Consider the following 26,107-nt stretch of genomic DNA (forward strand, 5'->3'; position numbering starts at 1 on the left):
GCCCGCCGCTGCGGCCGTCTAGCATCCGCCGCCAGGAGGATGCCTGCATGGCAATGACGATCAAGCGATGGGCACGCACCGCGGCGCTGGCCCTGCTGATGCTGCTGGTGGCTTGGGTGGCCTGCAACGGCCCCTGGGCCGACGATTCGCCACAGCCCGTGCCGCCGGCCCTGCGGTTGAGCCCGCCCGGGGTGCCGCCGGAGCTCAACGCCTTTGTGGGCTTGCAAGGCCTGCTGGCCCCGGATGGTGCCGACCTGCAGGCCGCCGGGTTGGCCGCGTTGCGGGGTGATGCCGCTCCGAGCGCCGGCCCCCGTTTGCGCTGGCCGGAGGGCCCGCTGTGGCAGTGCCAGGCCCGCCGCGACGATTGCGTGGCGCGCTGGCGCGCCCAGCCCGAGGCCGCGCGCGCACTGCTGGCCGACACCCAGCTGCTGGGTGCGCGGTGCGAGCGCTTGGCGCAGGCGCAGGCGTGGGAAGAGCTGCTGCCCGAGCGGCAAACCGAGGGGCCGCGGGCGGGCGTGCCGTTTGCGGCGCTGCCCGTGCCGCAATTCGTCGACCTCACCGCCTGTGTGCGTCGCTTCGGGCTGAAGGCGGTGATGGCCCCGTCTGCCGCAGCGGCCGAGGCCGAGCTGGTTCAGGCCGACCGGCTGGCCCGCCTGGCGCTGGCGGGGTCGCGCAGCTTGATCGGCACCATGGTCACCCTCTCGGTGGTGCAGTCCAACTGGCTGCTGGCAGCCGACTTGAAGGCCGCGGGAGGTTTGGACCGTGGCGGCTTGATGCGCTTGCTCACGCCCCTGCCCGCGGTGGCCCTCAGCCCCCGGGCCTGGGCTCCGCACGAGGCGCGATTCGCCCGCGAGGTGACGCGCGATTTGATGGACGAGGCCCGGGACTGCGGCGCCGCGGATGCATTGATGGGCGCGTCGGCCACTGGCCTGCTGGACCGCCTGGTGTGCACGCTCCGGCTCGGTGTGCTGCCCGAGGCCACGATTCAGCACAACGAGGCCCAGTGGCTGGCGCGCCTGGCCACGGTGCCCGAGGCTGGGCCGGCAGCCTGCGAGGTGCTGGAGGCCGAGCCGTGGCGCGAGCGCGAGTCGCGCGGCTTCGCCTGGCGCAACACCGTGGGCCGCTGGCTGCTGGACACGTCGGGTGCGGGCTGGAGCCCCTATGCCGCCCGGCAACTCGACCTGGAATTGCTGCGCCTGACGCTCGGGGCCCAACTGCTTGGACAATCGCCCCCGGCCGGCGTGTCGCTCACCCGCGAGTCCGCCGGCCAGCGATTCGCCGCCTGCCGCGCCAGGCTGCACCCGGGCGATGCCGAAGCGACCCTGAGGCTGCCCCTGCTTTGAGGCTCAAGACCATGTTGCTGACCGAAGACCACCTCGCCGTGCAAGACGCCATCCGCGCCTACGTGCAGGCCGAGATTGCCCCCCACGCCGCTGCGTGGGACAAGAACCACCACTTCCCGGCCGAACAGCTGAAGGGCCTGGCGGCCCTGGGCTGCTACGGCGTGGCCGTGCCCACCGAGTGGGACGGCGCGGGCCTGGACTACCTGGCCCTGGCCGTGATCCTGGAAGAGATTGCCGCCGGCGATGGCGGCACCAGCACCGTGGTCAGCGTCAACAACTGCCCGGTGTGTTCCATCCTGATGGCCTTCGGCAACGGCGACCAGAAGGAGCGCTTCCTCAAGCCCCTGGCGCGCGGCGACATGCTCGGCGCCTTCTGCCTGACCGAGCCGCATGTGGGCTCGGAAGCCGGCGGCCTGCGCACCACCGCCACCCGCGACGGCGACCACTACGTGCTCAATGGCGTCAAGCAGTTCATCACCAGCGGCAAGCACGGCGACGTGGCCATCGTGATGGCGGTGACTGACAAGGCGGCTGGCAAGAAGGGCATCAGCGCCTTCCTCGTGCCCACCACCACGCCCGGCTACACGGTGGCCCGCATCGAAGAAAAGATGGGCCAGCACAGCAGCGACACCGCGCAAATCCTGTTCGAGAACTGCCGCGTGCCGGTCGCCAACCGGCTGGGTGATGAAGGCCAGGGCTTGAAGATTGCGCTGTCGGGCCTGGAGGGCGGGCGCATCGGCATCGCGTCGCAAAGCGTGGGCATGGCCCGCGCGGCGTTCGAGGCGGCGCTGCGCTACAGCAAGGACCGCGTCACCTTCGGCCAGCCCATCTTTGAGCACCAGGCCGTGCAGTTCAAGCTGGCCGACATGGCCACCCGCATCGAAGCCGCCCGCCAGCTGATCTGGCACGCCGCCAGCCTCAAGGACGCCGGCAAGCCCTGCCTGAAGGAAGCGGCCATGGCCAAGCTGTTCGCCAGCGAGATGGCCGAGCGCGTGTGCTCTGACGCCATCCAGATCCACGGCGGCTACGGCTACCTCAGCGACTTCCCCGTGGAGCGCATCTACCGCGATGTGCGCGTGTGCCAGATCTACGAAGGCACGAGCGAAGTGCAGAAGATCCTGATCGGGCGCGCGCTGGCCACGGGCTGAGCCCCGGCCCGCGCGGCGGGTCAGGGCACGTAGGCGTCGTCGGTGATCGCCCGGGCAGCCGGTTTGGCGGCCCCGGCGGCGTCGAACAACAGCGGCCGGTTGCCGCGGTTGATGGGGAAGCCGGTCAGCCAGGTGTGGTTGTCGGCAATGCCCCAGGTCGTCACGCTCTGCAGGCTGGGGTGCTGCAGGAACACGTTGAACAGCGCACGGTACTGCAGCGCCTGCTTCTTCAGCGCGGCCGCCAGCGCCACCGGGTCGCCGGTCAGGTCGGCCAGGCAACCGGCCTTGCTGGCAAAGCAGGAGCCCGGGTCGTCGTACAGCGACACGTCCAGCTCGGTGACGTGGTTGATGAGGCCCTTGGCCGCCACGCCGCGCAGGGCGTTGTCGACATTGGCCGGCGTGGGCGTGCCCGTGCTGACGTGCAACTGGTGGCCGATGCCGTCCAGCGGCACGCCGCGGGCCTGCAGCTCGCTCACGAGGGTCATCAGCCGGGCGAACTTCGCCGGGTCTTCGGTGCTGTAGTCGTTGATGAACAGCTTGACGTTGGGGTCGGCCGCGCGGGCTGCGCGCAGCGCGATCTCGATGTACTGCGGCCCGAGGGTTTGGTACCAGCGGGAGTTGCGGTACACGGCGCTGCCGTCGTCGCTGGTGCATTCGTTGACGACGTCCCAGCAGGTCAGCTTGCCCTTGAAGTGCGTCACCACATCGGTGATGTAGGCCTCCAGCCGGGCGCGGATGTCGGCCGCCGTGCCGTTGAAAAACCAGTCGGGCGTCTGCTGGTGCCAGACCAGCGTGTGGCCGCGCACCACCAGGTTGTTGGCGGTGGCGAAGGCCACCAGCGCATCGGCCGTGGCCCAGTTGTAGACGCCGGGCGCCGTGGCCAGGCTGGCCGGCTTGAAGGCGTTCTCGGCGGTGATGGAGTTGGCGTGCTTCAGGATCAGCGGCTGGGCGATCGGGTCCTGATAGCCGCTGGGGTCGGCCGCCATGCCGATGCGGAACTTGCCGGCGAAGTGGGTCTTGAGGGCCGGCACCTCCGCTGCGGTGGGGGCGGGCGCTGGCGTGGGTGCGGGGCTGGCCATGGCGCTGCTGCCGCCGCCGCACGCGCTCAGCCAGGGCAGGCTCAAGCCGCCCAGCAGGAGGCGGCGGCGCTGGGACGACGGGATCGAGGGTGTCTTCATGGGGCTGAGGGCGGTGAATGGGTCTCCAGCGCCGCGGTCGGTTCATGCCTTGCGCGTGGCGCCATCCAGGGCCGGTTCGTTGACGCACGGAGGCCGGCGCCAAAATGATAGCGCTACATATTCTTGTTTCCCAATTGGAATTCGGCAGGGATTTCCCGATCGACCGCACCTGCAAATTCCGATTGGTAGCGCTACATCGAAGCTTTGTTGCTGGGCGCGACCGGCAGGCCCGCCGCCCCGGAATGACGTCGGCGCACGAAGGCGCCGGTGCAGTGCGAAAGGTCCGGATTGCGTTCGCGGGCGTCCCCGCCGGACGTTTGGGCAGGCCCAGGGGCTGGGCTACATTGGGCTGAACGCCCCACAGAGGGCGCCCCTTGCCGCACCCCTGTTCACACCGCCGCCGGAGACACCCGCATGTTTGCCAACTTGTCCATCGCCCAGCGCGTTGCGCTGTACCTCGGCCTCACGGTCGCCCTGCAAGTGCATGTGATCGCCGGGGTGCTGATGGGCATGTCGGCAGGTTGGTTGATCGGCGGCAGCCTGGTGCTGGGCGGGCTGATCGCGCTGATCTACATCGACGGCGCCAAGAGCACCGGCGACTTCCTGCGCGACCTGATGGGCGGCGCCTCCAGCATGAGCGAGGGCGACCTGCGCGACGACATCGTGCTGCGCGGCAACGCGTCGGCGCGGGCCGGCATGTCCATGATGCTCAAGCTGCAAACCACGCTGCGCAGCATGATGGGCACGCTGCGCGACGGTGCCGAGCAGGTGAACACCGCCGCCACCGAAATCGCCGCCGGCAACCTGGACCTCTCGCAGCGCACCGAGCAGGGCAGCGCCGACCTGCAGCAAGCCGCCAGCTCCATGCGCCAGATGACCGAGGCCGCGCGCCACAGCAGCGAGGCCATGGTCGAGGCCAGCCAACTGGCGCAGAACACCTCCACCCAGGCGCGCCAAAGCGGTGAGGTGGTGCTGCACGCGGTGGAAGCGATGAACGGCGTGAGCCAGAGCAGCCGCAAGATCGCCGACATCATTGGCGTGATCGACGGCATCGCCTTCCAGACCAACATCCTTGCGCTGAACGCTGCCGTGGAAGCTGCGCGTGCGGGCGAGCAGGGCCGGGGCTTTGCGGTGGTGGCGTCCGAAGTGCGGTCGCTCGCGCAGCGCTCGGCCGGCGCGGCCAAGGAAATCAAGACGCTGATCAACGCCAGCGTGGAGCAGGTGGACGCCGGCTCGCGCCTGGTGAACGACGCCGGCACGCAGATGCAGGACGTGGTGGCCAGCGTGGAGCGTGTGGCCTCGCTGATCAAGGACGCCACCGAACTGGCCCGCACCCAGAGCGCCGGCCTGCGCGACATCGCCGACTCGGTGGACCGGCTGGATCAGTCCATGCAGCAGAACGCTGCGCTGGTGGAAGAGGGCGCGGCCGCGGCCGAGAGCCTGAAGTCGCAGGCCCAGCGGCTCAACGAGCTGGTGGGCCGCTTCCGCACCTGATGTGCCGGGGGCGGGCCCGATCAGCCCGCCAGGCTGCCGAAGGCGCGGTCCAGCAGGTCGCTGGACGCCACGAGTGCGGCCCGCTCGGCCCGGTCCATGGCCGGTGCAGTGGCCTCCAGCGCGCCAGCGGCGCCCACCAGGGCCGGCAGTGACAGCGCCACGCCGTTGTCCTGCACGCGGCTGACGGGCAACAGGCGGCGTTCGTCGTTGACGATGCAGCCGATCAGCTCGGCCGTGACCAGGCCGATGGCGTGGTTGGTGGCCCCCTTTCGCTGGATGACCTCGTAGGCCGCGCGGCGCACCTGTTGCGTGAGCGCCGCCTCGTCCTCGGCCTGCCAGCCGGGCCAATCGCGCAGCGCCGTGCCGCCCACCCGCGCGCCGGACCACAGCGGCACGGACGAGTCGCCGTGCTCGCCCACCACCTGTGCATGCACCGACTGCGTGGCCACGCCCAAGCGCACCGCCAGCCGCTCGCGCAGTCGGGCGGTGTCCAGCAGCGTGCCGGTGCCCATCACCCGCTCGGGCGGCAGGCCGCTGGCGGCTTGCACCACGCGGGTCAGCACATCCACGGGGTTGGTGACGACGATGACGATGCCCGCAAAGCCCTTGAGCGCCACCCCCATGCCCGCGGCAATGCGGGCGTTGTCGCGCAGCAGGTCGAGCCGGCTTTCGTCGGGCCGGCCGTTGCGGCCTGCGGCCAGCACCACCACATCGGCGTCGCGCATCTGCGCCAGCGGCACCGCGCGCACCTCGCACGGCGGGTAGAACGCGGCGCCGTCGGTCAGGTCCAGGGCCTCGCCTTCGGCCACCGCGGCACGCGTGTCGTGCAACCAGAGTTCCCGGCCGTGGCCGGCCAGCAGGGTGGAGAACGCGACGCTGGTGCCAACCCAGCCGGTGCCGATGATGCCGATGCGAGCTTTCATGGCCACAGTATGGCCGCCGGCGCGCCCGGTTGGCGCCGGGGTGGCGGCGATTCGCGCCCCGGGCTTGCCGTTCGTCGCAGCCGGCTGCACCCGATGCGGCGGCTTGCCTAGCATGCGGCGCATTCCTTCAGGAGAACACGGCATGACGGACGAGGTGTTGGTGGCCCGGGGCCTGCGCAAGGCCTATGGCGCGCGGGTGGCGGTGCAGGACGTGAGCCTCACGCTGCGCCGGGGCGAGGTGCTGGGGCTGCTGGGCCCCAACGGGGCGGGCAAGTCCACCACCGTGGGCATGCTTTGCGGCCTGACCCGGCCCGACGCCGGTGAGGTGACGCTGTCCGGCGGGGTGACGCTGGCCGCCGACGAGGCCGCGTACAAGCGCCGCATCGGCCTCGTGCCGCAAGACATTGCGCTGTACGAGGACCTCCCCGCCCGCATGAACCTGAGTCTGTGCGGTGCGTTGTACGGTCTGCCGGCCGAGGTCATCCGCCGCCGCGCCGAGACGGTGCTCGCCGCCGTGGGTCTGGCCGACCGCGCCGGCGACAAGCCCGCCACCTTCTCCGGCGGCATGAAGCGGCGGCTGAACATCGCCTGCGCGCTCATGCACGACCCCGACGTGCTGCTGCTGGACGAGCCCACCGCCGGTGTGGACCCACAAAGCCGCAACGCCATCTTCGACACGCTGGAAGCCCTGAAGGCCCAGGGCAAGGCGCTGGTCTACACCACGCACTACATGGAAGAGGCCGAACGCCTGGCCGACCACCTCACCATCGTGGACCACGGTCGCGTGGTGGCCAGCGGCACGCAGGCCCAGCTGTTCGCGCAGTTGCCGGCGGCGCAAACCCTGCGGGTGGAACTGGACGGCGAGGTGGCCGACGCCGCGCTCGCCGGCCTGCCCGGCGTCACGCGTACGGGTCAGCGGCTGGACGTGCAACTCGCTGATGTGGGCCGCGACACGGCCGCGCTGCTGGCGGCCCTGGCCACGCGGGGCGTGAAGGTGCGGGGCCTCGCCTCGGCCCGCGCCACGCTCGAAGACGTGTTCCTGCAACTCACCGGCCGCGCGCTGCGGGACTGAACCCGCCGCACCGAAACCCACCCGCTGACGCCCTCGGAGGTTCCCTCATGAATGCCGTACTGGCCCTCGTTCGTGCAGAGCTGTTGCTGCACTTCTCCAACCGCCGCGCGGTGCTGATGAGCATCGTGGCGCCGATTCTGATTGCCGCGTTCTTCGGCAGCCTGTTCGGCGGCAGCAGCAAGCCCTCCACCATTCCCATCGCCGTGGTCGACCGGGACGACAGCCCGCTGTCACGCCAGGTGGTGGCGGCGCTGCAGGCCGATGCGCTGCTCAAGACCCAGCTGCTGCCCGAGGCCGACGCCTTGGCCGCGGTGCGTGCCGGCACGTTGCGGGCCGTGGCTGTGCTGCCGGCCGGCCTGGGCCAGCAGGCCGGGGCGGCGCTGTTCGGCGCCGGCACCAAGCCGGAGATTCAGCTGCATTACGACCCCTCCCAGGCCAGTGCGCTGGCCGTGGTGCGTGGGTTGCTCGCGCAGACGGTGATGCAGGAGGTCAGCCGCAGCACCTTCAGCGCGCACAGCCCCATGCTGGGCCAGATGAAGCAGCAGGTGGTGCAGGCGCACGACCTGGACCCCACGCGCCGGGCGGAACTCGTGCGCATGTTCGACAGCATCCAGGCGGTGCAGCAGCGCGAGGCCGCCGATGCCGCTGCCGCTGCCGCTGCGTCCGCTGCGGGTGCCAAGGGTGCCGCAGGCGGCGCTTCGGCACCGGCCGGGGGCCTGTCCATGCCCTACACCACCCGTGAAATCGAGGCCGTGCAAACTTCCGCGAATGCCGCGCCGGCGGCCTACAACAGCTACGCCCATTCGTTCGCTGGCATGGGCGTGCAGTTCATCCTGATGAGCGGTGTGGAGCTGGGGTTGGGCCTGCTGCTGATGCGCCGCCTGGGCTTGTGGAAGCGCTTGCGGGCTGCACCGCTGTCGCGCACGCAGCTGCTGGGCAGCCGCATCCTGGCGGGCGCTGCGATTGCACTGGTGGTGTTCACGGTCATCTACGCCGTGGCGATGGCCGCCTTCGGCGTGCGGGTGCGGGGCAGTGCGGCGGGCCTGGCCCTGGTGCTCGTGTGCTTTTCGCTGCTGACGGCGAGCTTTGGCCTGCTGATTGCGGCACTCGGCCGCACGCCCGAGGCCACCCGCGGCCTGGCCATCCTGGCCACGCTGCTGATGGTGATGCTGGGCGGCGCCTGGGTGCCGTCCTTCATCTTCCCGGAGTGGCTGCAAACCGTGTCGCTCGCCGTGCCCACCCGCTGGGCTGTGGACGCGCTGGACGCCATGACCTGGCGCGGCCAGCCGTTCTCGGCGGCGGTGCTGCCCAGCGCGGTGATGCTCGGGTTCACCGCCGCGTTCGGTGCGGTCGCGGTGTGGCGGTTTCGGTGGGAGGAGTGAGGCTCGTGCGGTCAGCGCGACGCCGTTCGTGACGGACTGCACGGTTCAGGCCTGGGCGTGTCGGCGTCGCCCCGCGACCGTGGGGGCTCGCCGGCACGGCGGGCCGGGGACAGCTTCTGAGAATGCGCGGCGGCCACGAGGGTGGGGCCCGTGTGCCATGGAGGCGCCCGGGTGCGGAGGCCGTCACTTGGAGCACAACATGAACATGAAGAAAACGATGCTGGCCTGCGCTGCCGGTCTGGCACTGAGCTTGGGTCTTGGCGCTGCGCACGCCGCGCCGGTGGTGTGGGACTGGAGCCCGGCCGCCACCGGTGGCGCGGTCACCAACGACGGCTGGAGCAATGGCTACAGCGGCCAGCATTTCTATGAGAAGGTGAGCTTCGCGGCAGACACGCTGGTGTCGGGCATCGACATCTTCAACGGCAAGAGTTGGGGCGCCCTGGGCAACAGCGCCATGGTCAGCATTCGCGCAGGTGGTGCGGCTGCGCCCGGCGCCGAACTGGCCGCCTACGGCACCACGATTTCGGCTGTCGACAGCAACGGCACCTCCTCGTCCAACCAGCATCGCCTGCACGCCGATTTCACGGCGTTCCTGATGCAAGCGGGCGTGGACTACTGGATCGGCATGTCCGGCTTTGGTGTGGACTTCTTCACCCAGACCGGCCTGAACGGCGTGGCCGGTGGTGACGGACGCATGGCGCAATTCAACGGCGTGAACTACTCGCATGCCGCCCCGATCGGCGACATGGCCTTCCGCCTGTACGGCGCGGCCGCCAACACCGTGCCCGAGCCGGCCTCGCTGGCCCTGGTGGGCCTGGGCCTGGTGGGCGTCGCTGCCGCTCGCCGCCGCCGCCAAGCCTGATCCAACGGATCGCCCTGAACGGGCTGAAGCCCCCGCCGAGTGTTCGGCGGGGGCTTTTTGCTTTCTGCGGTGCGCCTCAGCGAATGGCGGTGAGCCAGCGGTCCAGACGCGGCGCCATCCGCCAGCCGTCCTCGCCCAGCCAGTCGGCGGCTACCAGCACGTGGTGCGCCCGGCCGATGAGTTTTTCGCGCGGCACGGTGCCGATGAAGCGGGAGTCCTCGCTGTTGTCGCGGTTGTCGCCCAGCACGAAGTACTCGCCGGCGGGCACCACGCGTTCGGGCACATCGCGCCGGGCCGACACGCCGGGCAGGAACTGCACGGTGTGGGCGCGGGGGCCGAGTTGCTCGGTGGCCCGCACGGCATCCACCGGCCAGCCCGGGGCCAGCCGCTCGCCCACGGTGTGCACATCGGCGTACTGCAGTGGCGCGCCGTTGATCCACACCGTGCCGTTGTGCATCGCCACCCGGTCACCCGGCAGGCCCACGATGCGCTTGATCAGCCGCGTGCCGCCGGCGGGGGAGCTCAGCGTCACCACATCGCCGCGCTGCGGTTCGCCCAGGGGCAGCAGCACCACGTCGGTCAGCGGCACCTTGAGGTCGTAGGCCAGCCGGTTCACCAGCACCACGTCACCTTCCAGCAGGGTGGGGCGCATGGAGCCGGAGGGGATGGGGTTCCAGTCGGCCACCGCGGTGCGGAACAGCGCGAAGCTGAGCAGGAACAGGAGGAAGCCGCGGTTCTCGCGGAGGGGGTGGCGCAGGTTCATGGCCGCCATGCTGGCGCGCTGCCGGAGCCGGCGGTGGCGTGGGCGGGCGAATGGCGGGTTCGGCGACATGGATGGCGGCCGGCGCGGGCCGCTGGTCTGTCGCACCGTCGATTGGCGCCCCGGGCTGGCGACCGGTCGCGCCGGGCTGGCCGCGCCTGTTCGGCAGGGCCAGGATGTACCCATTCCCACTCCCGCCCCTCCAGAGGTTTGCCATGTTCCACAACGCTTCCCGCCGCTCTGTCATCGCCCGCCTGGGCGCCGCCGCGCTGATGGCCGCGAGCCTCCTGCCCGCCCTGCCGGCCGCGGCCCAGGTGGGCCTGCAGCGCAGCGCCTGGGCGGGTGCCGACGTCGGGGTGCCCGAAGGCGTGATCTGGTACCCCAGCCCCGCGCCGGCCACGCCGCAGCGGTTCGGCCCGTTTGAAGTGGCGGTCACGCCCGGGGCGCCGGTCACGCCGGGCGTGCGGCCGCTGGTGCTGATCTCACACGGCACCGGGGGCCACGAGCTGGGCCATGCCTGGCTGGCGCGGCAACTGGCCGCCGAGGGCTTCCTGGTGTTGAGCGTTCGCCACCCGGGCGACCATTTCCAGGACCGCAGCGGCGTGACCCGCCCCGACTACCTCGCCGAGCGCCCGCGCCAGCTCAGCCGCGCGCTCGACGCGCTGTTGGCCGACCCGCAGTGGGGGCCACAGGTGGACACCCGGCGCATTGCCGCCGTGGGTCACTCGGCAGGTGGCCACACCGTGCTGGCGCTGGCCGGCGGCCAACCCGACCGCGTGCGGCTGGTCAACCATTGCAGCGCAGCCGGCGCGGGCCTGCAGGGCGACGCCGCCATGTGCCGGCTCGGGGGCTTCAGCCCCGACAAGCCGGCGCCCGTGCTGCCCGCCGGCTCGGCCGCGCTGCCGTCGGTGAAGGACGCGCGCATCCGCGCGGTGGTGGCCATGTCGCCGCTCGGCCAGGGGCTGGACCTGGACACCCTGGCGGCGCGCGTGGACGTGCCGGTGCTGATCCAGGCCAGCCGGCGCGACGAGGTGCTGGCCCACGCCTTCCACGGCGGCGCGCTGTGCGCAGCGCTGCCTCGGGCGCAGTGCGTGACGGGCGACCAGGCCGGGCACTTCGCGTTTTTCCAGGCCGCCACCGGCCCGATGGGCGCCCCCGGCCTGGACCCGGCCTGGGACCCGGCAGGCTTCGACCGCGCCGCCTGGCAGGCCGAAACCAGCGCGCGCGTGCTGACCTTCCTGAAGACGGCGTTGCGTTGAGCGAAGCGGTGTTCAGCGGGCCGGCGGGGCGTCCTGCGCGGTCCAGCGCAGCACGGCATCCAGCACGCCGCGCGCGGCTTGCGCCTGCGGGTGGTTCACCACGGCCACCATCACCCAGCGTTTGCCGGACGGGGCGTGCACGATGCCGGCCAGCGCCACCACGTCGCGCAACGAGCCGGTCTTGAGGTGGGCGCGGCCCGTCGCGCCGCCGAAGCGGCCGGGCTGGCGGGTCAGCGTGCCGTCCAGCCCCGCCACCGGCAGCGAGGCCAGCCATTCGGGCATCCAGGGCTGGTCCCAGCCCCAGCGCAGCAGGGCCGCCAACTGGCCGGGGCTGATGCGGGTTTCGCGCGCCAGCCCCGAGCCGTTGACGACGCGCGTGGCCGGGGTGCGGCCCGCGTGGGCGTCCAGCCAGGTTTGCAGCCAGGCGGCTGCGGTGTCGGGCGAGGGGGCCGTCACGCCGGCGGCGCGGGCGGCGCTGAGCAGCACCTGCTGCGCCATCAGGTTGCTGCTGACCTTGTTCATGTCGCGCAACGCTTCGGCCAGCGTCGGGCCGGGCCAGGTCAGTGTGGGCGCGGTGGAGGGGGCCGGCGCGTCCAGCACCGCGTCGTGCCGCCAGGCGATGCCGGCCTCGCGCAGCAGGACGGTCAGCAGCCGGGCGGGGTAGCTGGCGGGGTCGGGGTCGGCCAGGGTCCAGGCTTGCTCGCCGCACGCGGCCGGATAGCTGCCGGCAAAGCGCGGGCGCTGGCCAGCCGCCCATTGCAGTTTGAGCGCGCCCCGCCAGTCGCCGCAGGCGCCGGCGGTGGTGGGCACGGTTTGCGCGGCGTCCAGCGGCGGGTCGGCGGTGATGCGGGCCGTGCTGCCGTCCACCCGCACGGTGTAGGTCACGGCCTTGGCGTTCAGCAGCAGGGCTTCGGGTTGGGCGTTGCCCACGCGCCAGGGTTCGCCGTCGAAGTCGCCCGGCTCGGCCGTGCCCGGCGTGAAGGCGCTGCGATCCAGCCGCAGCGGGCCGCGCAGTTCCGTCAGGTTCAGCCGCCGCAGGCCGGCCCAGAGCCGCTCCAGGCTCAGGCGCGGGTCGCCGCTGCCTTGCACTGCCAGGCCGCCGTCGTCGGTCAGCCAGACCGGGGTCTGCCATTGCCAGGCGGGGCCGAGGGTGTCGAGCGCCGCCAGGCTGGTGACCAGCTTGGTCAACGACGCGGGGTTCATCGGCAGCGCGGCCTGCCAGGCCAGCCGGGGCTGGGCTTCGTCCAGCGCCTGCACCACCACGCCCAGCGCCGAGGCGGGCACCTGGGCCTGCTTCAGTGCGACCTGAACCGCCAGCGGCAGCGCCGATTCCGGGGTGGCGGGGGCCGCCCACAAGCCGAAGGTCCACCCCCCCAACACCCATGCCAGAACCTGTTTGCGCATGACCCGAAAGTTACACTGCCCCGATGCCCGTGATCCTGGCCATCGACAGCTCCACCGAGACCCTGGCTCTGGCCCTTGTGACGCCGGACGGCGTGCAGGCGGCCGAGCTGGATGGCGGCGCCCAGGCCTCGTCGCAGGCCCTGCCGCAGGCCCAAGCCCTGGTGGCGAAAGCCGGGTTGCGGCTGGCCGATCTGGACGCCATCGCCTACGGCCAGGGGCCGGGCGCCTTCACCGGCCTGCGCACCGCCTGTGCCGTGGCGCAGGGGCTGGCCTTCGGGCTGGACAAGCCGGTGCTGGCGGTGGACAGCCTGATGCTGGTGGCGCAAGACGCCCACCGCCAAGGCGCGGGCGACGACCTCTGGGTGGCCATGGACGCGCGCATCGGTGAAATCTATGCCGCGCACTACCGCCTGACGCCCCAGGGCTGGACCGTGCTGGACGCCCCGGCCCTGTACGCCCCGGCCGCGCTGCGGGCGCACTGGGGCCAGCCGGCGGCGGTGGCCGGCACGGCATTGACGGCCTATGCCGAGGCGCTCGGTCCGGTGGCGTCGCCCTGGCCGCAGGCCCACTCGCGCGCGCAGGCTCTGGGCACGCTGGCCCTGGCTGCCTGGGCCCGGGGCGACTTGCGCGACGCCGCTGAAGCCTTGCCGGTGTACGTGCGCGACAAGGTGGCCCTGACCACCGCCGAGCGGGAGCAGCGCGCGTGAACGCGATGGTCGACCGCCCACTGCCGCCCTTCGAGGCCGCCGCCATGCGCGTGCCGGACCTCACCGAGGTGATGGCGGTCGAGCGCCACGCCTACCCCGTGCCCTGGACGCATGGCAACTTTGTGGACTCCCTCGCGGCCGACTACCCCGCTGAAGTGCTGCGTGGCCCGCGCGCCGAGTTGATGGGCTACTGGGTCGCCATGCCCGGCGTGGACGAAATGCACCTGCTCAACATCACCGTGGCGCCGGCCTGGCAAGGGCGCGGGCTGGCGGTGCAGATGCTGGACCGCCTGGTGGAGGTGTGCCGCACCCGCCAACTGACGCAGCTGTGGCTGGAGGTGCGGGTCAGCAACCTGCGTGCGCAGGCGGTGTATGCCCGCTACGGATTCACCGAGGTGGGCCGCCGACGGGCCTACTACCCGGTGGTGTCGGGCCCGCGCGAAGACGCGCTGCTGATGAGCTTGGCGGTCGCATGAGCTGGGACGCACGACAACGGGCCATGCTGGCCGAGATGGGCTATCGCCTGCCGCCTGCTGCGCAGGAGGGCGACACCGCCGTGCTGGACGACGTTACGGACGCCGCTGCGGCGACGGCCCTGCACGACGCCGCCCCGGCCCACCGTTCAGCACCGGCCGTGGAGCGCCCGCGGCCGGCGGCCCCCGCGCCCGCTCCCGCCCCGCGCGCACCGGCCGTGGCGTCAGCCGCGCCCCGTGACGAGCGAGCCGACCTGCCGACCGATGTGTCTGCTGCGGCCTCGGCCCGCCCCGCCGTGTCGGCCGCCTCCGCCGTGGCGGGCCTGGTGCCGGCCACGCGCACCGACTTGGCGGGCCTGGATTGGCCGGCCCTGGAGCAGGCGGTGGCCGGGTGCCGCGCTTGTGGCCTGTGCGAGCAGCGCCGCCAGCCGGTGTTCGGCGCCGGTGCGGTGGACGCGGTGCGGTGGCTGGTGGTGACCGACCCGCCCGACGAGGCCGATGACGGCGCCGGTCAACCCCTGGTGGGTGACGCCGGCCGTTTGCTGGACCGCATGCTCGCCGCCGCCGGGCAGCGCCGCGTGCCCGGGGCGCAGGGCGAGGCCCCCACGGCCTTTGTGACGCCGGTGGTGAAGTGCCGCCCGCCGCGTGGCCGGGCGCCGCAACCTGCCGAGTTGGCCGCTTGTGAAGCCGTGCTGGCGCAGCAAGTGGCCCTGCTGCGGCCCACGCTGGTGTTGGCCCTCGGGCTGCAGGCGGCGCGTCGGCTCACCGGCTTGAACGAGCCGCTGGGCCGGCTGCGCGGGCAGGTGCACCGCTGGCATGGGCTGCCGGTGGTGGTGTCCTTCCCGCCGGCCTACCTGTTGCGCGCCCCGGCGGACAAGGCCGGCGCCTGGGACGACCTGCGCCTGGCCCTGCAGACGGTGGCGGGTCGGTGAGCTATCTCGACGAAGCCGACCTGCGACGCCAGGCACTGGACGCCGCGCGGTTTCGCATGTTGGCCGACCACGTGCCCGCGTGGATCGCGCTGTACGGCGCGTCGGACCACCGCTGCCTGTTCGCCAACCGCGGCTACGCCCAGGCCTTCGGGCTGACGCAGCAGTCCATCGTGGGCCTGCACTTCAGCGAGATCGTGGGCGCCGAAGCCTATGCCCAGGTGCGTGGGCCGGTAGAAGAGCTGGTGCGCACGCGCGAGCCCATCGTTTACGAGCGCTCGCTGACCCGGCCGGATGGCGGCGAGACCTGCCTGGAAGTGCACCTGCTGCCGCAGTTCGACGACCAGGGCACGCTGCTGGGCAGCTGGGTGCTGGTGTACGACATCACGCGCCACCGCCAGGCCGAACGGCGCCTGCGCGAGAGCGAGCTGCGGCTGGACAAGTTCATGCAGGCCACGGTGGAGGGCATCCTGTTCCACCGCAATGGTGTGATGACGGACGTGAACCAGCCGCTGATCGAGCTGACCGGCTGGTCGCGTGAAGCGCTTGTGGGCCAGCATGTGCTGAGCTTCGTGCCCGAGGACGAACTGCCCAAGGTGCGTGAGGTGATGCAGCGCGGCGAGGAGTTGCGCTACGAGACGGTGATCCTGCACCGCGACGGCTCGCACATTCCGGTGGAGCTGATCATGCGCACGCTGGTGCGCGACGGCGAGCAACTGCGCATGGCCGTGGTGCGCGACATCCGCGACCGGCTGGCCCACGAGGCCCGCATCCAGCACCTGGCCCACCACGACGGCCTCACCGGGCTGCTCAACCGCACCGCCTTCATGGAGCGCATGGCGCAGCAGATGCAGCGGGCCGAGCGCCGCGGCGAGATGCTGGCGCTGCTGTTCATCGACCTGGACAACTTCAAACGCGTCAACGACTCCCTCGGTCACCTGGAAGGCGACCAGGTGTTGGTGACCGTGTCCGAGCGCCTGGTGGGCGCGCTGCGCAGCAGCGACCTCGTGGGCCGTTTTGGTGGCGATGAATTCGTGGTGCTGCTCAGCGACCTGGAGAGCCGCGACGACATCGTGGTGGTGTTGGAGGCGTTGCTGTCGGTGGTGGAGGTGCCCGTGAAGGCCGACGGCCGCGCGCTGTCAGTGACGCCGTCCATCGGCGTGGCGGTGTACCCGGACGACGGCCGCCACCCGAACGAGCTTATCCAGCACGCCGACACCGCCATGTACCGCGCCAAGGCCCGCGGGCGGGCCACGTACCAGTTCTTCGAGCCGGCGCTGGCCGAGACGGCCTACGCCGACCTGGTGCTGGAGGCGGAGCTGGCGCAGGGGCTCACCCGCAACGAGTTCGAGCTGTTCTTCCAGCCCCAGGTGGACGCCGCCACCGGCCAGCTGACCGGGGCCGAAGCCCTGCTGCGCTGGCGCCACCCCAAGCGCGGCCTGCTGAGCCCGGACGCCTTCATCTTCGTGGCCGAGCGGCACCGCCTGATGCTCCCGCTGGGCGAGTGGGTGCTGCGCGAGGCCGCCGCCACTGCGCGGCGCTGGCGCGAACGCGGCCTGACGCAGGGCCACGGCGCCATGCGCATTGCCGTCAACCTCTCCAGCATCCAGTTCCACCTGGACGGCTTTGTGGACACCGTGCAGCGCGTGCTGGCCGAGGCCGGCGCGCAAGGCCAGTGGCTGGAGCTGGAACTGACCGAGCGCATGCTGGTGGACGACATTCAAGACGCGCCGGCCACGCTGGCCCAACTGCGGGCGCTGGGCCTGACCGTGTCGGTGGACGACTTCGGCACCGGCTACACCTCGCTGGCCCACTTGACCGAGCTGCCGCTGGACAAGCTCAAGATCGACCAGGGCTTCGTCGCCCGCCTGCCGGATGACGTCGGCGCACAGGCCATCACCCGGGCCATCGTGCAGATGGCTGTGGGTCTGGGGCTGAGCGTCACTGCCGAAGGCGTGCGCACGGCGGCCCAGTGGCAACTGCTTGCCAGCTGGGGCTGCCAGCACTTCCAGGGCGAGTTGGTGGGCGCCCCCATGTCGGCCGCGGACTTCGAAACCTGGGCCCGCACCCGTTGAACCTTGTCATGACCCTTCTCGATCTGATCCGCCAGGACATCGCCGCTGCCGGTGGCTGGCTGCCGTTTGACCGCTTCATGAGCCAGGCCCTGTACGCGCCGGGCCTGGGCTACTACGCCGGTGGGCGCCGCAAGTTCGGGCAGATGCCATCGGAGGGCTCGGACTTCGTCACCGCGCCGGAGATGTCGCCGCTGTTTGGCCGGGCGCTGGCGCGCCAGATCGCCCAGGCCATGGAGGCCACCGGCTGCCGCGAGGTGGTGGAGTTCGGTGCCGGCTCCGGGGCGCTGGCTGCGCAACTCATTGCGGAGCTGGATGCGCTGGGCGCGGGGCTGACGGCCTACCGCATCGTGGAGCTGTCGGGCGAACTGCAAGGCCGCCAGCGGGAGCGGCTGCAGCACTGGGCCGACCGGGTGGAATGGCTCGATGCCTTGCCCGCGACGCTGGAAGCGGTGGTGGTGGGCAACGAGGTGCTGGATGCGATGCCCGTGCAGCTGCTGGCGTTCGACGGGCAGGCTTGGCGCGAGCGGGGCGTGGTGGCCACGGCCGAGGGCCTGGCGTTTGACGACCGCAGCACCATGCTGCGCCCGCCGCTGGAGACCGGTTTCGTGCCCGGCACCGTGACCGAAGTCCACCCGCAGGCCGAAGCCTTCACCCGCACGCTGGCGCGCACGCTCAAGCGCGGCGCGGCCTTCTTCATCGACTACGGCTTCCCCGAGGCCGAGTACTACCACCCGCAGCGCCGCGGCGGCACGCTGATGTGCCACCAGGCCCACCAGGCAGACCCCGACCCGCTGGTGGCCGTGGGCGACAAGGACATCACCGCCCACGTCAACTTCACCGGCATCGCGCTGGCCGGGCAGGACGCCGGGCTGGTGGTGCTGGGGTACACCAGCCAGGCCAATTTCCTGCTCAACTGCGGCATCGCCGACCTGCTGCAAGGCGCGTCGCTGGCGGAGCGGGCCATGGCCCACCGCCTGCTGGCCGAGCACGAGATGGGCGAGCTGTTCAAGGTGATCGGGTTCGCCCCGCTGAGCGCGCCGTTCGACGCGCTGGGCTTCGAGCGTGGAGACCGTTCGCACCGACTCTGACCGGGAGTGCGTTCATGAAAGCTGTGGGCTGGTGGTGGGGGCTGGCGTTGTGCGCTTCAGGCGCGGCGTTCGCCCAAGACCTGGCGCCTGGAAATCAGGCCCGCAGCCTGGCCGCCACCTGCGCCACCTGCCATGGCACCGAAGGGCGCGCCCGCGGTGAAGTCCTGCCGCCCCTGGCCGGCATGAAGGCCGAAGTGATGCTGCAGGCGCTGGCCGATTACCGCAGCGGCGCCCAGCGCGGCACCGTGATGCCGCAGATCGTGAAGGGCTACACCGAGGCGCAGTTGCGTCTGGTGGCGCAGTACTTCGCCGCCCAGGCCCGGCCATGATCACGCGACGACAGGCCCTGGCCGCCGCCGCCACGCCGCTGGGGCTGAGCGCGTGCGCGGTGTCGCCGCGCAGCCCGGCTGCGCGGGTGCTGGTGGTGGGCGGCGGCTTCGGCGGTGCCACGGCGGCGCACTACCTGAAGCGCTGGGGCGGCGACGCGGTCGATGTGACGCTGGTGGAGCGGGAGGCGCAGTTCGTGTCCTGCCCCATGTCCAACCGCGTGATTGCCGGGCTGGCCGACGTCGCTTCGCTGCAGCACTCGTACGCCGGGCTGGAGGCTTTGGGCGTGCGGCGTGTGCAGGCCGAGGTGCTGGGCCTGGACCCGGTGGCCCGGCGGCTGGACCTGCAAGGCCGTGCGCCCTTGACCTGGGACCGCCTGGTGCTGGCGCCGGGCATCGGCTTCATGACCGACACCGTGCCGGGGCTGCAGGCGGCGTTCGACCGCGGCCAGGCCGTGCATGCCTGGCGCGCCGGCCCGCAGACGCTGGCCCTGCGCCGGCAGCTGCAGGCCCTGCCCGACGGCGGCGTGGTGCTGATGAGCATTCCCAAAGCGCCCTACCGCTGCCCGCCCGGCCCGTACGAGCGGGCCTGCCTGGTGGCGGACTACCTGCGCCGGGCCAAGCCGCGCGCCAAGTTGCTGGTGCTGGATGCCAACCCGGAAATCCAGAGCAAGAAGGCCCTGTTCGAGCGTGCCTTCGCCCAGCACCATACCGGCGTGCTGGAGTACCGGCCGAATGCCGAGCTGCTGGAGTTGCGGCCCGATGGCACGGCCCGCTTCGAGTTCGAGGACGTGAAGGCCGATGTGCTCAACCTCATCCCACCGCAGCGCGCCGGCGACCTGGCGCTGCCGTTGGCGAACATGAACCGCCGCTGGGTGGGGGTGGACTGGCTGACGCTGGAGGCGCAGGCCGCACCCGGCGTGCATGTGGTGGGCGACGCGCTGTTCGCCGCGCCGGGCATGCCCAAATCGGCCCACCTCGCCAACCAGCAGGCCAAGGTGGCCGCAGCCGCCGTGTTGGCGCTGCTGACCGGCGAGCCGGTGAACCCGGCCCCGGTGGTGATGAACACCTGCTACAGCTTCGTCACGGCCGACCTGGCCGCCCACGTGGCCTCGGTGCACCAGTACGACCCGCCAGGGCGCACGCTGCGGGCGGTGCCCGGCGCTGGCGGCGTGTCAGCAGCTGCGAGTGCGGCCGAGGCCGACATCGCGCGGGGCTGGGCCGAGAACATCTGGGCTGACACCCTGGCCCTGCGCTGACTCGGGGCTGGTCTTACCAGCTGCCGACGTTGGGCATGGACGCCCAGGGCTCGGCCGGCGGCAGCGCCGGGCCGGCTTGCAGCAGCTCGATGGAGATGCCGTCGGGCGAGCGGACGAAGGCCATGCGGCCGTCGCGCGGCGGGCGGTTGATGGTCACGCCATGGTCCACAAAGCGCTGGCAGGCGGCGTAGATGTCGGGCACTGCGTACGCCAGGTGGCCGAAGTTGCGGCCGCCGGTGTAGACCTCGGCGTTGCCGTTGGCGTCGGGCCAGTTGTAGGTCAGCTCGACCTGGGCGTCTTCATCGCCCGGCGCGGCCAGGTACACCAGCGTGAAGCGGCCGGCTTCGTACTCTGAGCGCTTCACTTCCACGAGGCCCAGGGCGTCGCGGTAGAACTTCATCGAGGCGTCCAGGTCATGGACGCGAACCATGGTGTGCAGGTATTTCATGCCGGCATTGTCAGCCGCAGGGCGGTGCCCTGGCATGCGCGGGGCCTTGGCCTGAGCGCCGGCGGGCTCGGTGGCCGGACGGACAAGACGTAAGCAAATCATTGCTAGGGGCGTGACGCGGGCGTGAGTGCTGGCGCGGCCTGGCGGGGGTTACCGGGAGTTTCTCGGTCACAAGGACTTACGGATGGCGGCGCTTGCTTACGCGCCGTGTGCGGTGACTCTCGACGATGGAACCGGTTCCTTACGGCATTGCTGCCGCCACCCATCGCGCCGCCCGGGCGCAGGAGACCTTCCCTTGTCTGACCATCGACGCTTTCACCCGCGCCGGTCCGTGCTGCTGAGCGCCTTGCTCGCTGCCGGCGCCGCGGGCCAGGCCGCCGCCGCCACGCAGGTGTGCGTGTACGAGCACATCAACTACGCCGGCAAAAGCCAGTGCTACACCGCCAGCACCGCCTGGGTGGGCAGCACCTGGAACGACCAGGTGTCGTCCGTCAAGGTGCCGGCCGGCGTGACCGTGCGCCTGTACGAGCACAGCAACTACGGCGGCGCGGTGCTCACGCTCACCGGCGACACGCCCAACCTCGTGAGCCGCGGGTTCAACGACCGCGCGTCGTCGCTGCAGATCGACGTGCCGCCTCCTCCCCCGCCGCCGCCTCCGCCTCCGCCGGCAGCGACCATCGCCGGCGTGCAACTCGCCCAGTCCATGCTGTACGACAGCGGCGACAACGCGCTGGTGCTGGTGAGCGGCAAGCCGGCCGTGGTGAAGGTGAACGCCATCACCACCGACCCCAATGCCGCCAAGCCCACCGGCACGCTGCGCGCCGAGAACACCGTGGACGGCACCTCACGCGACCTGCTGCTCACCGTGCCCACCGCGCCGCTGCCGCGCAGCGTGCCGGCCGTGCCCAGCTTGGCAGACAGCTACAGCGTGACCCTGCCCGCCGAGGTGGTGAAGCCGGGGCTGCGCCTGAGCGTGCGCCTGGGCAACGGCACCGCCACCACGGTGTCGCCGCGCGTGGGCGGCGGCGTCAGCATGCGCTTCGTGCCCATCGCGGTGCGCATTGCCGACACCACCGGCCAGCTGCCGAAAGACCAGACCGCCCACATCCAGGCGCTGTTTCCGGTCAACAAGGTCACGTTGAAGGCGCATCCCGTCTACACCTCCACCCGCGTCACCGCCATGCCGACCACGGACGATGGCTGGAGCGATGCCTTCGGCAAGGTGCTGGGCGAACTGGCGGACCTGCGCACCGTGGAAGGCGCCCCTGACGGCGACTACTACTTCGGCTACATCCCCAAGCGCACCTGGGGCCTGGCCGGCCTGGGCTACATGCCGGGCCGCGCCGCCGTGGGCTTTGACATGCCCTCCGCGCCCGACTCGGTGCGTGACGTGACGGCCCACGAGCTGGGCCACAACTTCTCGCTGCCCCACGCGGCCTGCGGTGGCGCCGGCTCGCCCGACCCCAACTACCCGTATCCCGACGCCAACCTCGGCAAGCCCGGCCGCTACGTGTGGGCCTACCTGGCCGACACCAACAGCTTCTACGACCCGCGGCCCACCGACCGTCACGACATCATGAGCTACTGCGGTGGCTTCGTGTTCTCGGACTACAACTACCGCAAGATGCAGACCTTCCTGACGCCGGCCGACAAGCTGGTGCTGGCGCAGGCGAGCGACGGCGGCCTGACGGTGGCGGCCGGCCCGCGCGAGGTGCTGCTGGTCAGCGGCGAGGTGCATGACGACGGGCGCGTGACGCTGAACCCGGTCAAGTCCTTCGTGGGCAAGGTGGCGGTGCCCGCCAGCGGCGCCTACACCTTGCGGGTGCAGGCGGCCAGCGGCGGCACGGTGGACTTCCCGATCGCCCCGCAGGCGCTGGACCACCACGTGAAGCTGCGGCACTTCAGCCTGGTCATCCCGAACGACGGCGCGCTGCAGGGCCTGGCCGTGCTGCAAGCCGGCAAGGTGCTGACGCAGGTGGGCACCGTGGGGGCTGCTGCGGCGGCAGACGGCCGCCGCACGACGCTGGCCACGCCTGAGCCCGCCACGCTGCGCGTGCAGGACGGCCAGGTGCAACTGGGCTGGAACGCCGCCCGGCACCCCTATGCCAGCCTGGTGTGGGTGGGGGCCGACGGCCAGCGCCTGGTGCTGGCGCAAGACCTGAAGACCGGGCAGGCCACCGTGCCAGCTGCGGGTGTGCCGGCGGGCGGGCGGTTCGAGCTCATCCTGTCGGACGGCTTGAACGCCACGCGTCAGCAGTTCGCGCGCTGAACCTTGCCACGCTGAACGACCCAGCGCTGAAGTTGAGCGCTGCAGAAGGCCCGGGCCACCGATGTGCGGCACGGGCCTTTTTCATGCCGGGCTCAGTAGTCCAGCCACTCCATCGGGGCCACCAGCGGCTCGCCGCGGATGCGCTCCAGCGTGCCGGTGAGCACCTCGATGTTGTTGTCGAAGCTGCCGTGGGTGGCGGGCATCTGCGCGCCGGTGCGGGTGGTGCGCACGGTGGGACTGCTCACGCGCTGCAGCAACGCCCCCGCCGGCCAGCGCTGCAGCCAGGCCGTCACATCGGCGTTGGGTGGGGCGTCCCACTGGTCGCCCACCCAGGCTGGGTCGGGCGGCACCAGGGCGCGCTCCATGCCCAGCAGCGGCTGCTTGCGCACGTCGTCCAGCGCGCGTGACACGAGGTACAGCAGCGACTTGCCGTAGATGGGCACCTGCGGCGTGGGCAGGCCGTCGCCGCGCTCGTTGGTGTCGGTCAGCACGTGCAGGCGCAGCTGGCTCAGGTCCAGCACGCCGGCGTCGTGGGCCGCGGCGTAGTGCTGCGCCGCAAAGCCGCTGGAGCAGGCGGCGGCGTAGAGCTCGCAGCTGTGCACCGGCACGGGGTCGGGCCCGCCCAGGCGGTCCAGCAGATGGCCCAGCAGGATGGAGCCGGCCGAGTGGCCGATGAGGTGCAGCTCCAGCGCCTGGCCCCGTTCGGCCAGGGCGCTGCGCAGTTCGCGCAGGCCTTGCGCGGCGCGGTCAAGCACGTGATCCGGGTCGGCGCCACCGGCCGCGTTGGCGCGCATTTCGCTCCACACCCCGCGAACGAACACGCGGGCCGCAGCCTCAAGCGCGCGGTCCTTGGACTCCAGCGCGGCGTCGCGCAGCTGATCCAGCCACCCCTCGCTTCGTGTGCCCGGCACCACGCGCTTGAGCAGGTCCTCCAGCATGTCGCTCACGGTCTCGCCCGGACCGGTCTTCCAGGTGAAGAACAGCGGATAGATGCCGTTGGCCAGGAAGTAGGGCGCCAGCACCCGGATGCGCTGCACCGATTCGCTCTCGGCGTTCAGCCCGCCGTGCGCGTACAGCGCGAGCTTGAGCGTGCCCACCTTCTGGCTGCGTGCCCAGGCCAGCGGCCGCTCCACCACGATCTCGTGCGCCAGGCCTTCGCGGTCGCTGCGGGCGCGGGTGAAGTCGGTGGCCATCATCTGGCCGTCGTTGCCAGAGACCAGGGTGTGGGTGTAGGCCTCGCTGGTGCGCAGCGGCTGGTAGGCGCGGTACAGGAAGCTGTGGTTCACCGGCCAAGGGTCGTCGCGAGGGTTGTCGGGCACGCGAAGCGTGGCGCCCACGTCCGACAGGCTGAGCCCCGGCTGGGCCCGGAACCCGCTGGCCGGCTTGGCGCTGCGGGCCGCCTTGCCGGCCTTGGTGCTGGGGGGCAGTGTGCGGCGTTGCAGGTCGGACAGGTCTTGCGGCACGCCCAGGGCCACGGCCCAGGCGTCGGTGCCGTTGGTGATCCAGTCTTCATAGCTCAGGATGGCGAAGCCGCTTGCACCCCAGTCGGTGCCCCAGCTGTTCTGCACCACGAAGCCGTGCTCGTTGAAGCCCACCAGCGCGAAGGCGTGGCCGCCGGTTTTCTCGGTCTGCGTGGCAATGCGCGGCAACTCGCCGTGGTGCGAAGGCAGGGGGCTGGCATCCAGCGTCCAGCCCGCATGCACGTCCGACGACACGTACACCGCACCGATCTCCAGGATGGCGGCCTGCATGTCCACCACGCTGCGCTTGTCGACACGGTAGTACACGCCCAGCGAGCGCGTCGGGGCGTCTTCGTCCCAGCCGGGCAGCGGGCGCTGGAACACGCCGTTGCCGTCTTTGTCGAGCGGGTAGGGCCACAGCGCGGCCGAGCACACGCCGTGCTTGTGCCAACCCTTGAGCGCGCCGCGGCAGGACGAGCCTTCGTAGTCCTGCCCCGGCCACTCGTCGTACAGCTTGGCCAGTTCGTAGAACATGCGCGGGCTCACCAGCTCGGGCAGCGTCTTGCTGCGCGGTGCGGCCAGGTGGCGCAGCCAGTACAGGTAGTTGGTGACGCAGGCCAGGCCGAAGCCGGTGCAGGCGCCTTCGTTGCCCTGGTTGAGGATGCGGCCGGCCTTCACGTAGGCGGGCAGCAGCTTCTTCAGGTCGGCGTCCAGCGGCCAGCGCGGGGGCAGGGAGCGCAGCGGCGCGCGGTAGGGCAGATCGCGCAGGTCCAGGCGGTCGGGGCGCGCGTCCAGCGTGGGCGTGGGCGCGGCGTTGGTGGCGCGCTTCTTGGGCTTGGTGGCCATGGGGGTCTCCGGCGGTAGGCCGCGATGATGGCTGCGGGCCATCGGCCGGGACAAGCCCACGGCTGACGGCGAATCCTCAGCCGTGAGGACAGGCCGTTCAGTACGGCAGCGTGGGCGCGTAGCGGCGCCAGACCTTGAGCAACTCGCCCGACTTCATGGACTGCGCGTAGGCGGCGTTCAGCGCGGGCATTTCGGCGGCGGCGGGGCTGCCCAGGCGCGCGGCCAGGTGCAGTGACGGGCGTGGCACATCAGGCACCGGGCCGTGGGCCAGGCCGGGTGTTTCCAGCAGGCGCTGGCGGCCGTGGTCCAGGCGCTCGATCACTTCCAGTTCTTCCACGAAGTAGTCGCAGCGGCCCACCATCAGTTTCTCGATCAGCGTGCGGTAGCTGCGGGCGCCTTGGTCCAGGTCGCCGGGGTTCAGGCCGTAGTGGGCGTAGCTGGAGCCGTTCATGCCGCAGCCGCGCCATTGGCGCAGGTCGGCGCGGGCCTGGATGTGCAGCGGATGGTCCTGCCGGAAGAACACTTGCGGCGTCAGCGTGCGCAGGGGCTCGGAAAACGCGAGCTCACGGGCGCGCTCTTCGTCACGGTAGGCGCCGAGCACAAAGTCCACCTCGCCCGCGGCCACGGCGCGCAGGCAGCGTTTGAAGGGCAGGTCGCCGCGGAGGGTGAGGCTGTGGCCCTGGGCCTGGAACAGCACCGGCCAGAAGTCGGCCGTGAAGCTGGCCAGGCCGTTCGCGCGGCTGGCGTCACGGTACAGCCAGGGCGGGCCGTCCGCGGGCTCGGCGCAGGCGGTGAAGCTGGCTGCCTGCGCCGCCATGCACAGGGTGCTGGCCAGGCCGGCCAGGGGGAGGGTGAGGCAGGAGCGCAAACGCACGGGGCCGAGTCTAGAGGCCCCGGGGGCTGCGGTGGATGTCAGCGTTTGAGCCGCGCCCAGCGCTCGTGGTCGCGCCAGCGGCCGCCGATCTTGAGGTACTTGGGCGAGAAGCCCTCGCAGCTGAAGCCGCAGCGCCGCACCAGCGCGAGCGACGCGGCATTGGCGGGCTGGATGTTGGCTTCCACACGGTGCAGGCCCAGGTCTTGGAAGGCATGCCGCACCACGGCGTTCAGCCCGGCCGTCATCAGCCCCCGGCCCTCGAAGCCGGTGAATGCGTAGTAGCCCAGGTAGCCGCTGCGGAACGCGCCCCACACGATGTTGGTCAGGTGGATGGCACCGGCCAGCCGGCCATCGGCCTCCACCACAAAACCGTGATGCGCCTGGAAGTCGAACCGCGCGAGGTGGCGCTCGAAGGCCGCGTCGTCGCAGGGCGCGGTGACCCACGGTCGGTGCAGCCGGCGGCTGGCGCGGGCCGCGGCGGTGAACTCGGCTGCGTCGGCCGCCGTGACGGGCCGAATGCCCACCATG

The 26,107-nt window shown here is 71.6% G+C and carries 23 protein-coding genes; 15 read left to right on the forward strand and 8 right to left on the reverse strand.

Going from position 1 to position 26,107, the window contains the following annotated elements:
* Positions 1-47: 47 nt before the first annotated feature.
* Both ACG01O_RS13905 and ACG01O_RS13910 read left to right on the forward strand, forming a co-directional pair.
* A complete protein-coding gene (locus ACG01O_RS13905; RefSeq protein ID WP_394385553.1) occupies positions 48-1,343 on the forward strand; it encodes a serine/threonine-protein kinase in 1,296 nt (431 codons plus the stop codon).
* A gap of 11 nt (positions 1,344-1,354) precedes the next feature.
* Positions 1,355-2,491 carry an acyl-CoA dehydrogenase family protein gene (locus tag ACG01O_RS13910; protein ID WP_394385555.1) on the forward strand — a complete coding sequence of 379 codons (1,137 nt, stop codon included), beginning with the start codon at positions 1,355-1,357 and terminating at the stop codon, positions 2,489-2,491.
* Positions 2,492-2,511: 20 nt separating this feature from the next.
* Here the strand turns inward: ACG01O_RS13910 and ACG01O_RS13915 are convergent, their stop codons facing one another.
* Positions 2,512-3,669, reverse strand: coding sequence for an endo-1,4-beta-xylanase (locus ACG01O_RS13915; protein ID WP_394385557.1), 1,158 nt, complete (start codon positions 3,667-3,669; stop codon positions 2,512-2,514).
* Positions 3,670-4,083: 414 nt separating this feature from the next.
* Between ACG01O_RS13915 and ACG01O_RS13920 the strand changes: the two genes are divergently transcribed.
* On the forward strand, positions 4,084-5,163 hold the full coding sequence (locus tag ACG01O_RS13920; RefSeq protein ID WP_394385559.1) for a methyl-accepting chemotaxis protein: 1,080 nt from the start codon (positions 4,084-4,086) through the stop codon (positions 5,161-5,163).
* A gap of 20 nt (positions 5,164-5,183) precedes the next feature.
* Here ACG01O_RS13920 and ACG01O_RS13925 read toward each other — a convergent pair whose 3' ends face one another.
* Positions 5,184-6,086: a lactate/malate family dehydrogenase gene (locus tag ACG01O_RS13925; protein ID WP_394385561.1), complete on the reverse strand. Its 903-nt coding sequence runs from the start codon at positions 6,084-6,086 to the stop codon at positions 5,184-5,186.
* 142 nt (positions 6,087-6,228) lie between these two features.
* On the opposite strand from ACG01O_RS13925, the gene ACG01O_RS13930 reads away from it, so the two are divergent.
* From ACG01O_RS13930 to ACG01O_RS13940, 3 genes are all read left to right on the forward strand, one after another.
* Positions 6,229-7,158: an ABC transporter ATP-binding protein gene (locus ACG01O_RS13930; RefSeq protein ID WP_394385563.1), complete on the forward strand. Its 930-nt coding sequence runs from the start codon at positions 6,229-6,231 to the stop codon at positions 7,156-7,158.
* A gap of 47 nt (positions 7,159-7,205) precedes the next feature.
* Positions 7,206-8,540, forward strand: coding sequence for an ABC transporter permease (locus ACG01O_RS13935; protein WP_394385565.1), 1,335 nt, complete (start codon positions 7,206-7,208; stop codon positions 8,538-8,540).
* 199 nt (positions 8,541-8,739) lie between these two features.
* Positions 8,740-9,402: a PEP-CTERM sorting domain-containing protein gene (locus ACG01O_RS13940; RefSeq protein ID WP_394385567.1), complete on the forward strand. Its 663-nt coding sequence runs from the start codon at positions 8,740-8,742 to the stop codon at positions 9,400-9,402.
* A gap of 76 nt (positions 9,403-9,478) precedes the next feature.
* Here the strand turns inward: ACG01O_RS13940 and lepB are convergent, their stop codons facing one another.
* On the reverse strand, positions 9,479-10,165 hold the full coding sequence (lepB, locus tag ACG01O_RS13945) for a signal peptidase I (protein ID WP_394385569.1): 687 nt from the start codon (positions 10,163-10,165) through the stop codon (positions 9,479-9,481).
* Between the two features lie 212 nt (positions 10,166-10,377).
* On the opposite strand from lepB, the gene ACG01O_RS13950 reads away from it, so the two are divergent.
* Positions 10,378-11,421 (forward strand): alpha/beta hydrolase family protein, encoded by a 1,044-nt coding sequence (locus ACG01O_RS13950; RefSeq protein ID WP_394385571.1) that lies wholly within the window; start codon positions 10,378-10,380, stop codon positions 11,419-11,421.
* A gap of 12 nt (positions 11,422-11,433) precedes the next feature.
* Here the strand turns inward: ACG01O_RS13950 and dacB are convergent, their stop codons facing one another.
* Positions 11,434-12,825, reverse strand: coding sequence for a D-alanyl-D-alanine carboxypeptidase/D-alanyl-D-alanine endopeptidase (gene dacB, locus ACG01O_RS13955; protein ID WP_394385573.1), 1,392 nt, complete (start codon positions 12,823-12,825; stop codon positions 11,434-11,436).
* Positions 12,826-12,848: 23 nt separating this feature from the next.
* Between dacB and tsaB the strand changes: the two genes are divergently transcribed.
* From tsaB to ACG01O_RS13990, 7 genes are read left to right on the forward strand one after another with little or no spacing between them, the layout of a single operon-like run.
* Complete coding sequence (tsaB, locus tag ACG01O_RS13960) at positions 12,849-13,532, forward strand: tRNA (adenosine(37)-N6)-threonylcarbamoyltransferase complex dimerization subunit type 1 TsaB (protein WP_394385575.1); 684 nt, start codon at positions 12,849-12,851, stop codon at positions 13,530-13,532.
* 5 nt (positions 13,533-13,537) lie between these two features.
* Positions 13,538-14,008 (forward strand): ribosomal protein S18-alanine N-acetyltransferase, encoded by a 471-nt coding sequence (gene rimI, locus ACG01O_RS13965; protein WP_394385653.1) that lies wholly within the window; start codon positions 13,538-13,540, stop codon positions 14,006-14,008.
* On the forward strand, positions 14,005-14,937 hold the full coding sequence (locus ACG01O_RS13970) for a uracil-DNA glycosylase (protein ID WP_394385577.1): 933 nt from the start codon (positions 14,005-14,007) through the stop codon (positions 14,935-14,937). Before rimI ends, ACG01O_RS13970 begins: the two co-directional genes overlap by 4 nt.
* Positions 14,934-17,009, forward strand: a complete 2,076-nt coding sequence (locus ACG01O_RS13975) for a putative bifunctional diguanylate cyclase/phosphodiesterase (protein ID WP_394385579.1) — start codon at positions 14,934-14,936, stop codon at positions 17,007-17,009. Before ACG01O_RS13970 ends, ACG01O_RS13975 begins: the two co-directional genes overlap by 4 nt.
* An 8-nt stretch (positions 17,010-17,017) precedes the next feature.
* Positions 17,018-18,097, forward strand: a complete 1,080-nt coding sequence (locus ACG01O_RS13980; protein WP_394385581.1) for a class I SAM-dependent methyltransferase — start codon at positions 17,018-17,020, stop codon at positions 18,095-18,097.
* A gap of 14 nt (positions 18,098-18,111) precedes the next feature.
* The gene (locus tag ACG01O_RS13985; protein WP_394385583.1) at positions 18,112-18,426 is read left to right on the forward strand and encodes a c-type cytochrome; all 315 of its coding nucleotides are present in this window, start codon (positions 18,112-18,114) and stop codon (positions 18,424-18,426) included.
* Positions 18,423-19,682: an FCSD flavin-binding domain-containing protein gene (locus ACG01O_RS13990; protein ID WP_394385585.1), complete on the forward strand. Its 1,260-nt coding sequence runs from the start codon at positions 18,423-18,425 to the stop codon at positions 19,680-19,682. Before ACG01O_RS13985 ends, ACG01O_RS13990 begins: the two co-directional genes overlap by 4 nt.
* A 13-nt stretch (positions 19,683-19,695) precedes the next feature.
* Here ACG01O_RS13990 and ACG01O_RS13995 read toward each other — a convergent pair whose 3' ends face one another.
* Complete coding sequence (locus ACG01O_RS13995; RefSeq protein ID WP_394385587.1) at positions 19,696-20,130, reverse strand: VOC family protein; 435 nt, start codon at positions 20,128-20,130, stop codon at positions 19,696-19,698.
* Positions 20,131-20,425: 295 nt separating this feature from the next.
* Here ACG01O_RS13995 and ACG01O_RS14000 point away from each other — a divergent pair, with 295 nt between their 5' ends.
* Positions 20,426-22,399, forward strand: coding sequence for a peptidase inhibitor family I36 protein (locus ACG01O_RS14000; protein ID WP_394385589.1), 1,974 nt, complete (start codon positions 20,426-20,428; stop codon positions 22,397-22,399).
* Positions 22,400-22,491: 92 nt separating this feature from the next.
* Here the strand turns inward: ACG01O_RS14000 and ACG01O_RS14005 are convergent, their stop codons facing one another.
* The 3 genes from ACG01O_RS14005 to ACG01O_RS14015 form a co-directional block, all read right to left on the reverse strand.
* The gene (locus ACG01O_RS14005) at positions 22,492-24,705 is read right to left on the reverse strand and encodes a C1 family peptidase (protein ID WP_394385591.1); all 2,214 of its coding nucleotides are present in this window, start codon (positions 24,703-24,705) and stop codon (positions 22,492-22,494) included.
* 97 nt (positions 24,706-24,802) lie between these two features.
* Entirely contained in the window at positions 24,803-25,579 is a 777-nt protein-coding gene (locus ACG01O_RS14010) for a substrate-binding periplasmic protein (RefSeq protein WP_394385593.1), read from the reverse strand.
* Between the two features lie 38 nt (positions 25,580-25,617).
* Positions 25,618-26,106, reverse strand: coding sequence for a GNAT family N-acetyltransferase (locus ACG01O_RS14015; protein ID WP_394385595.1), 489 nt, complete (start codon positions 26,104-26,106; stop codon positions 25,618-25,620).
* Between the last annotated feature and the right edge of the window lies 1 nt (position 26,107).

It is taken from the genome of Pelomonas baiyunensis (assembly GCF_043555935.1).
Classification (GTDB): Bacteria; Pseudomonadota; Gammaproteobacteria; order Burkholderiales; family Burkholderiaceae_C; genus Pelomonas; species Pelomonas baiyunensis.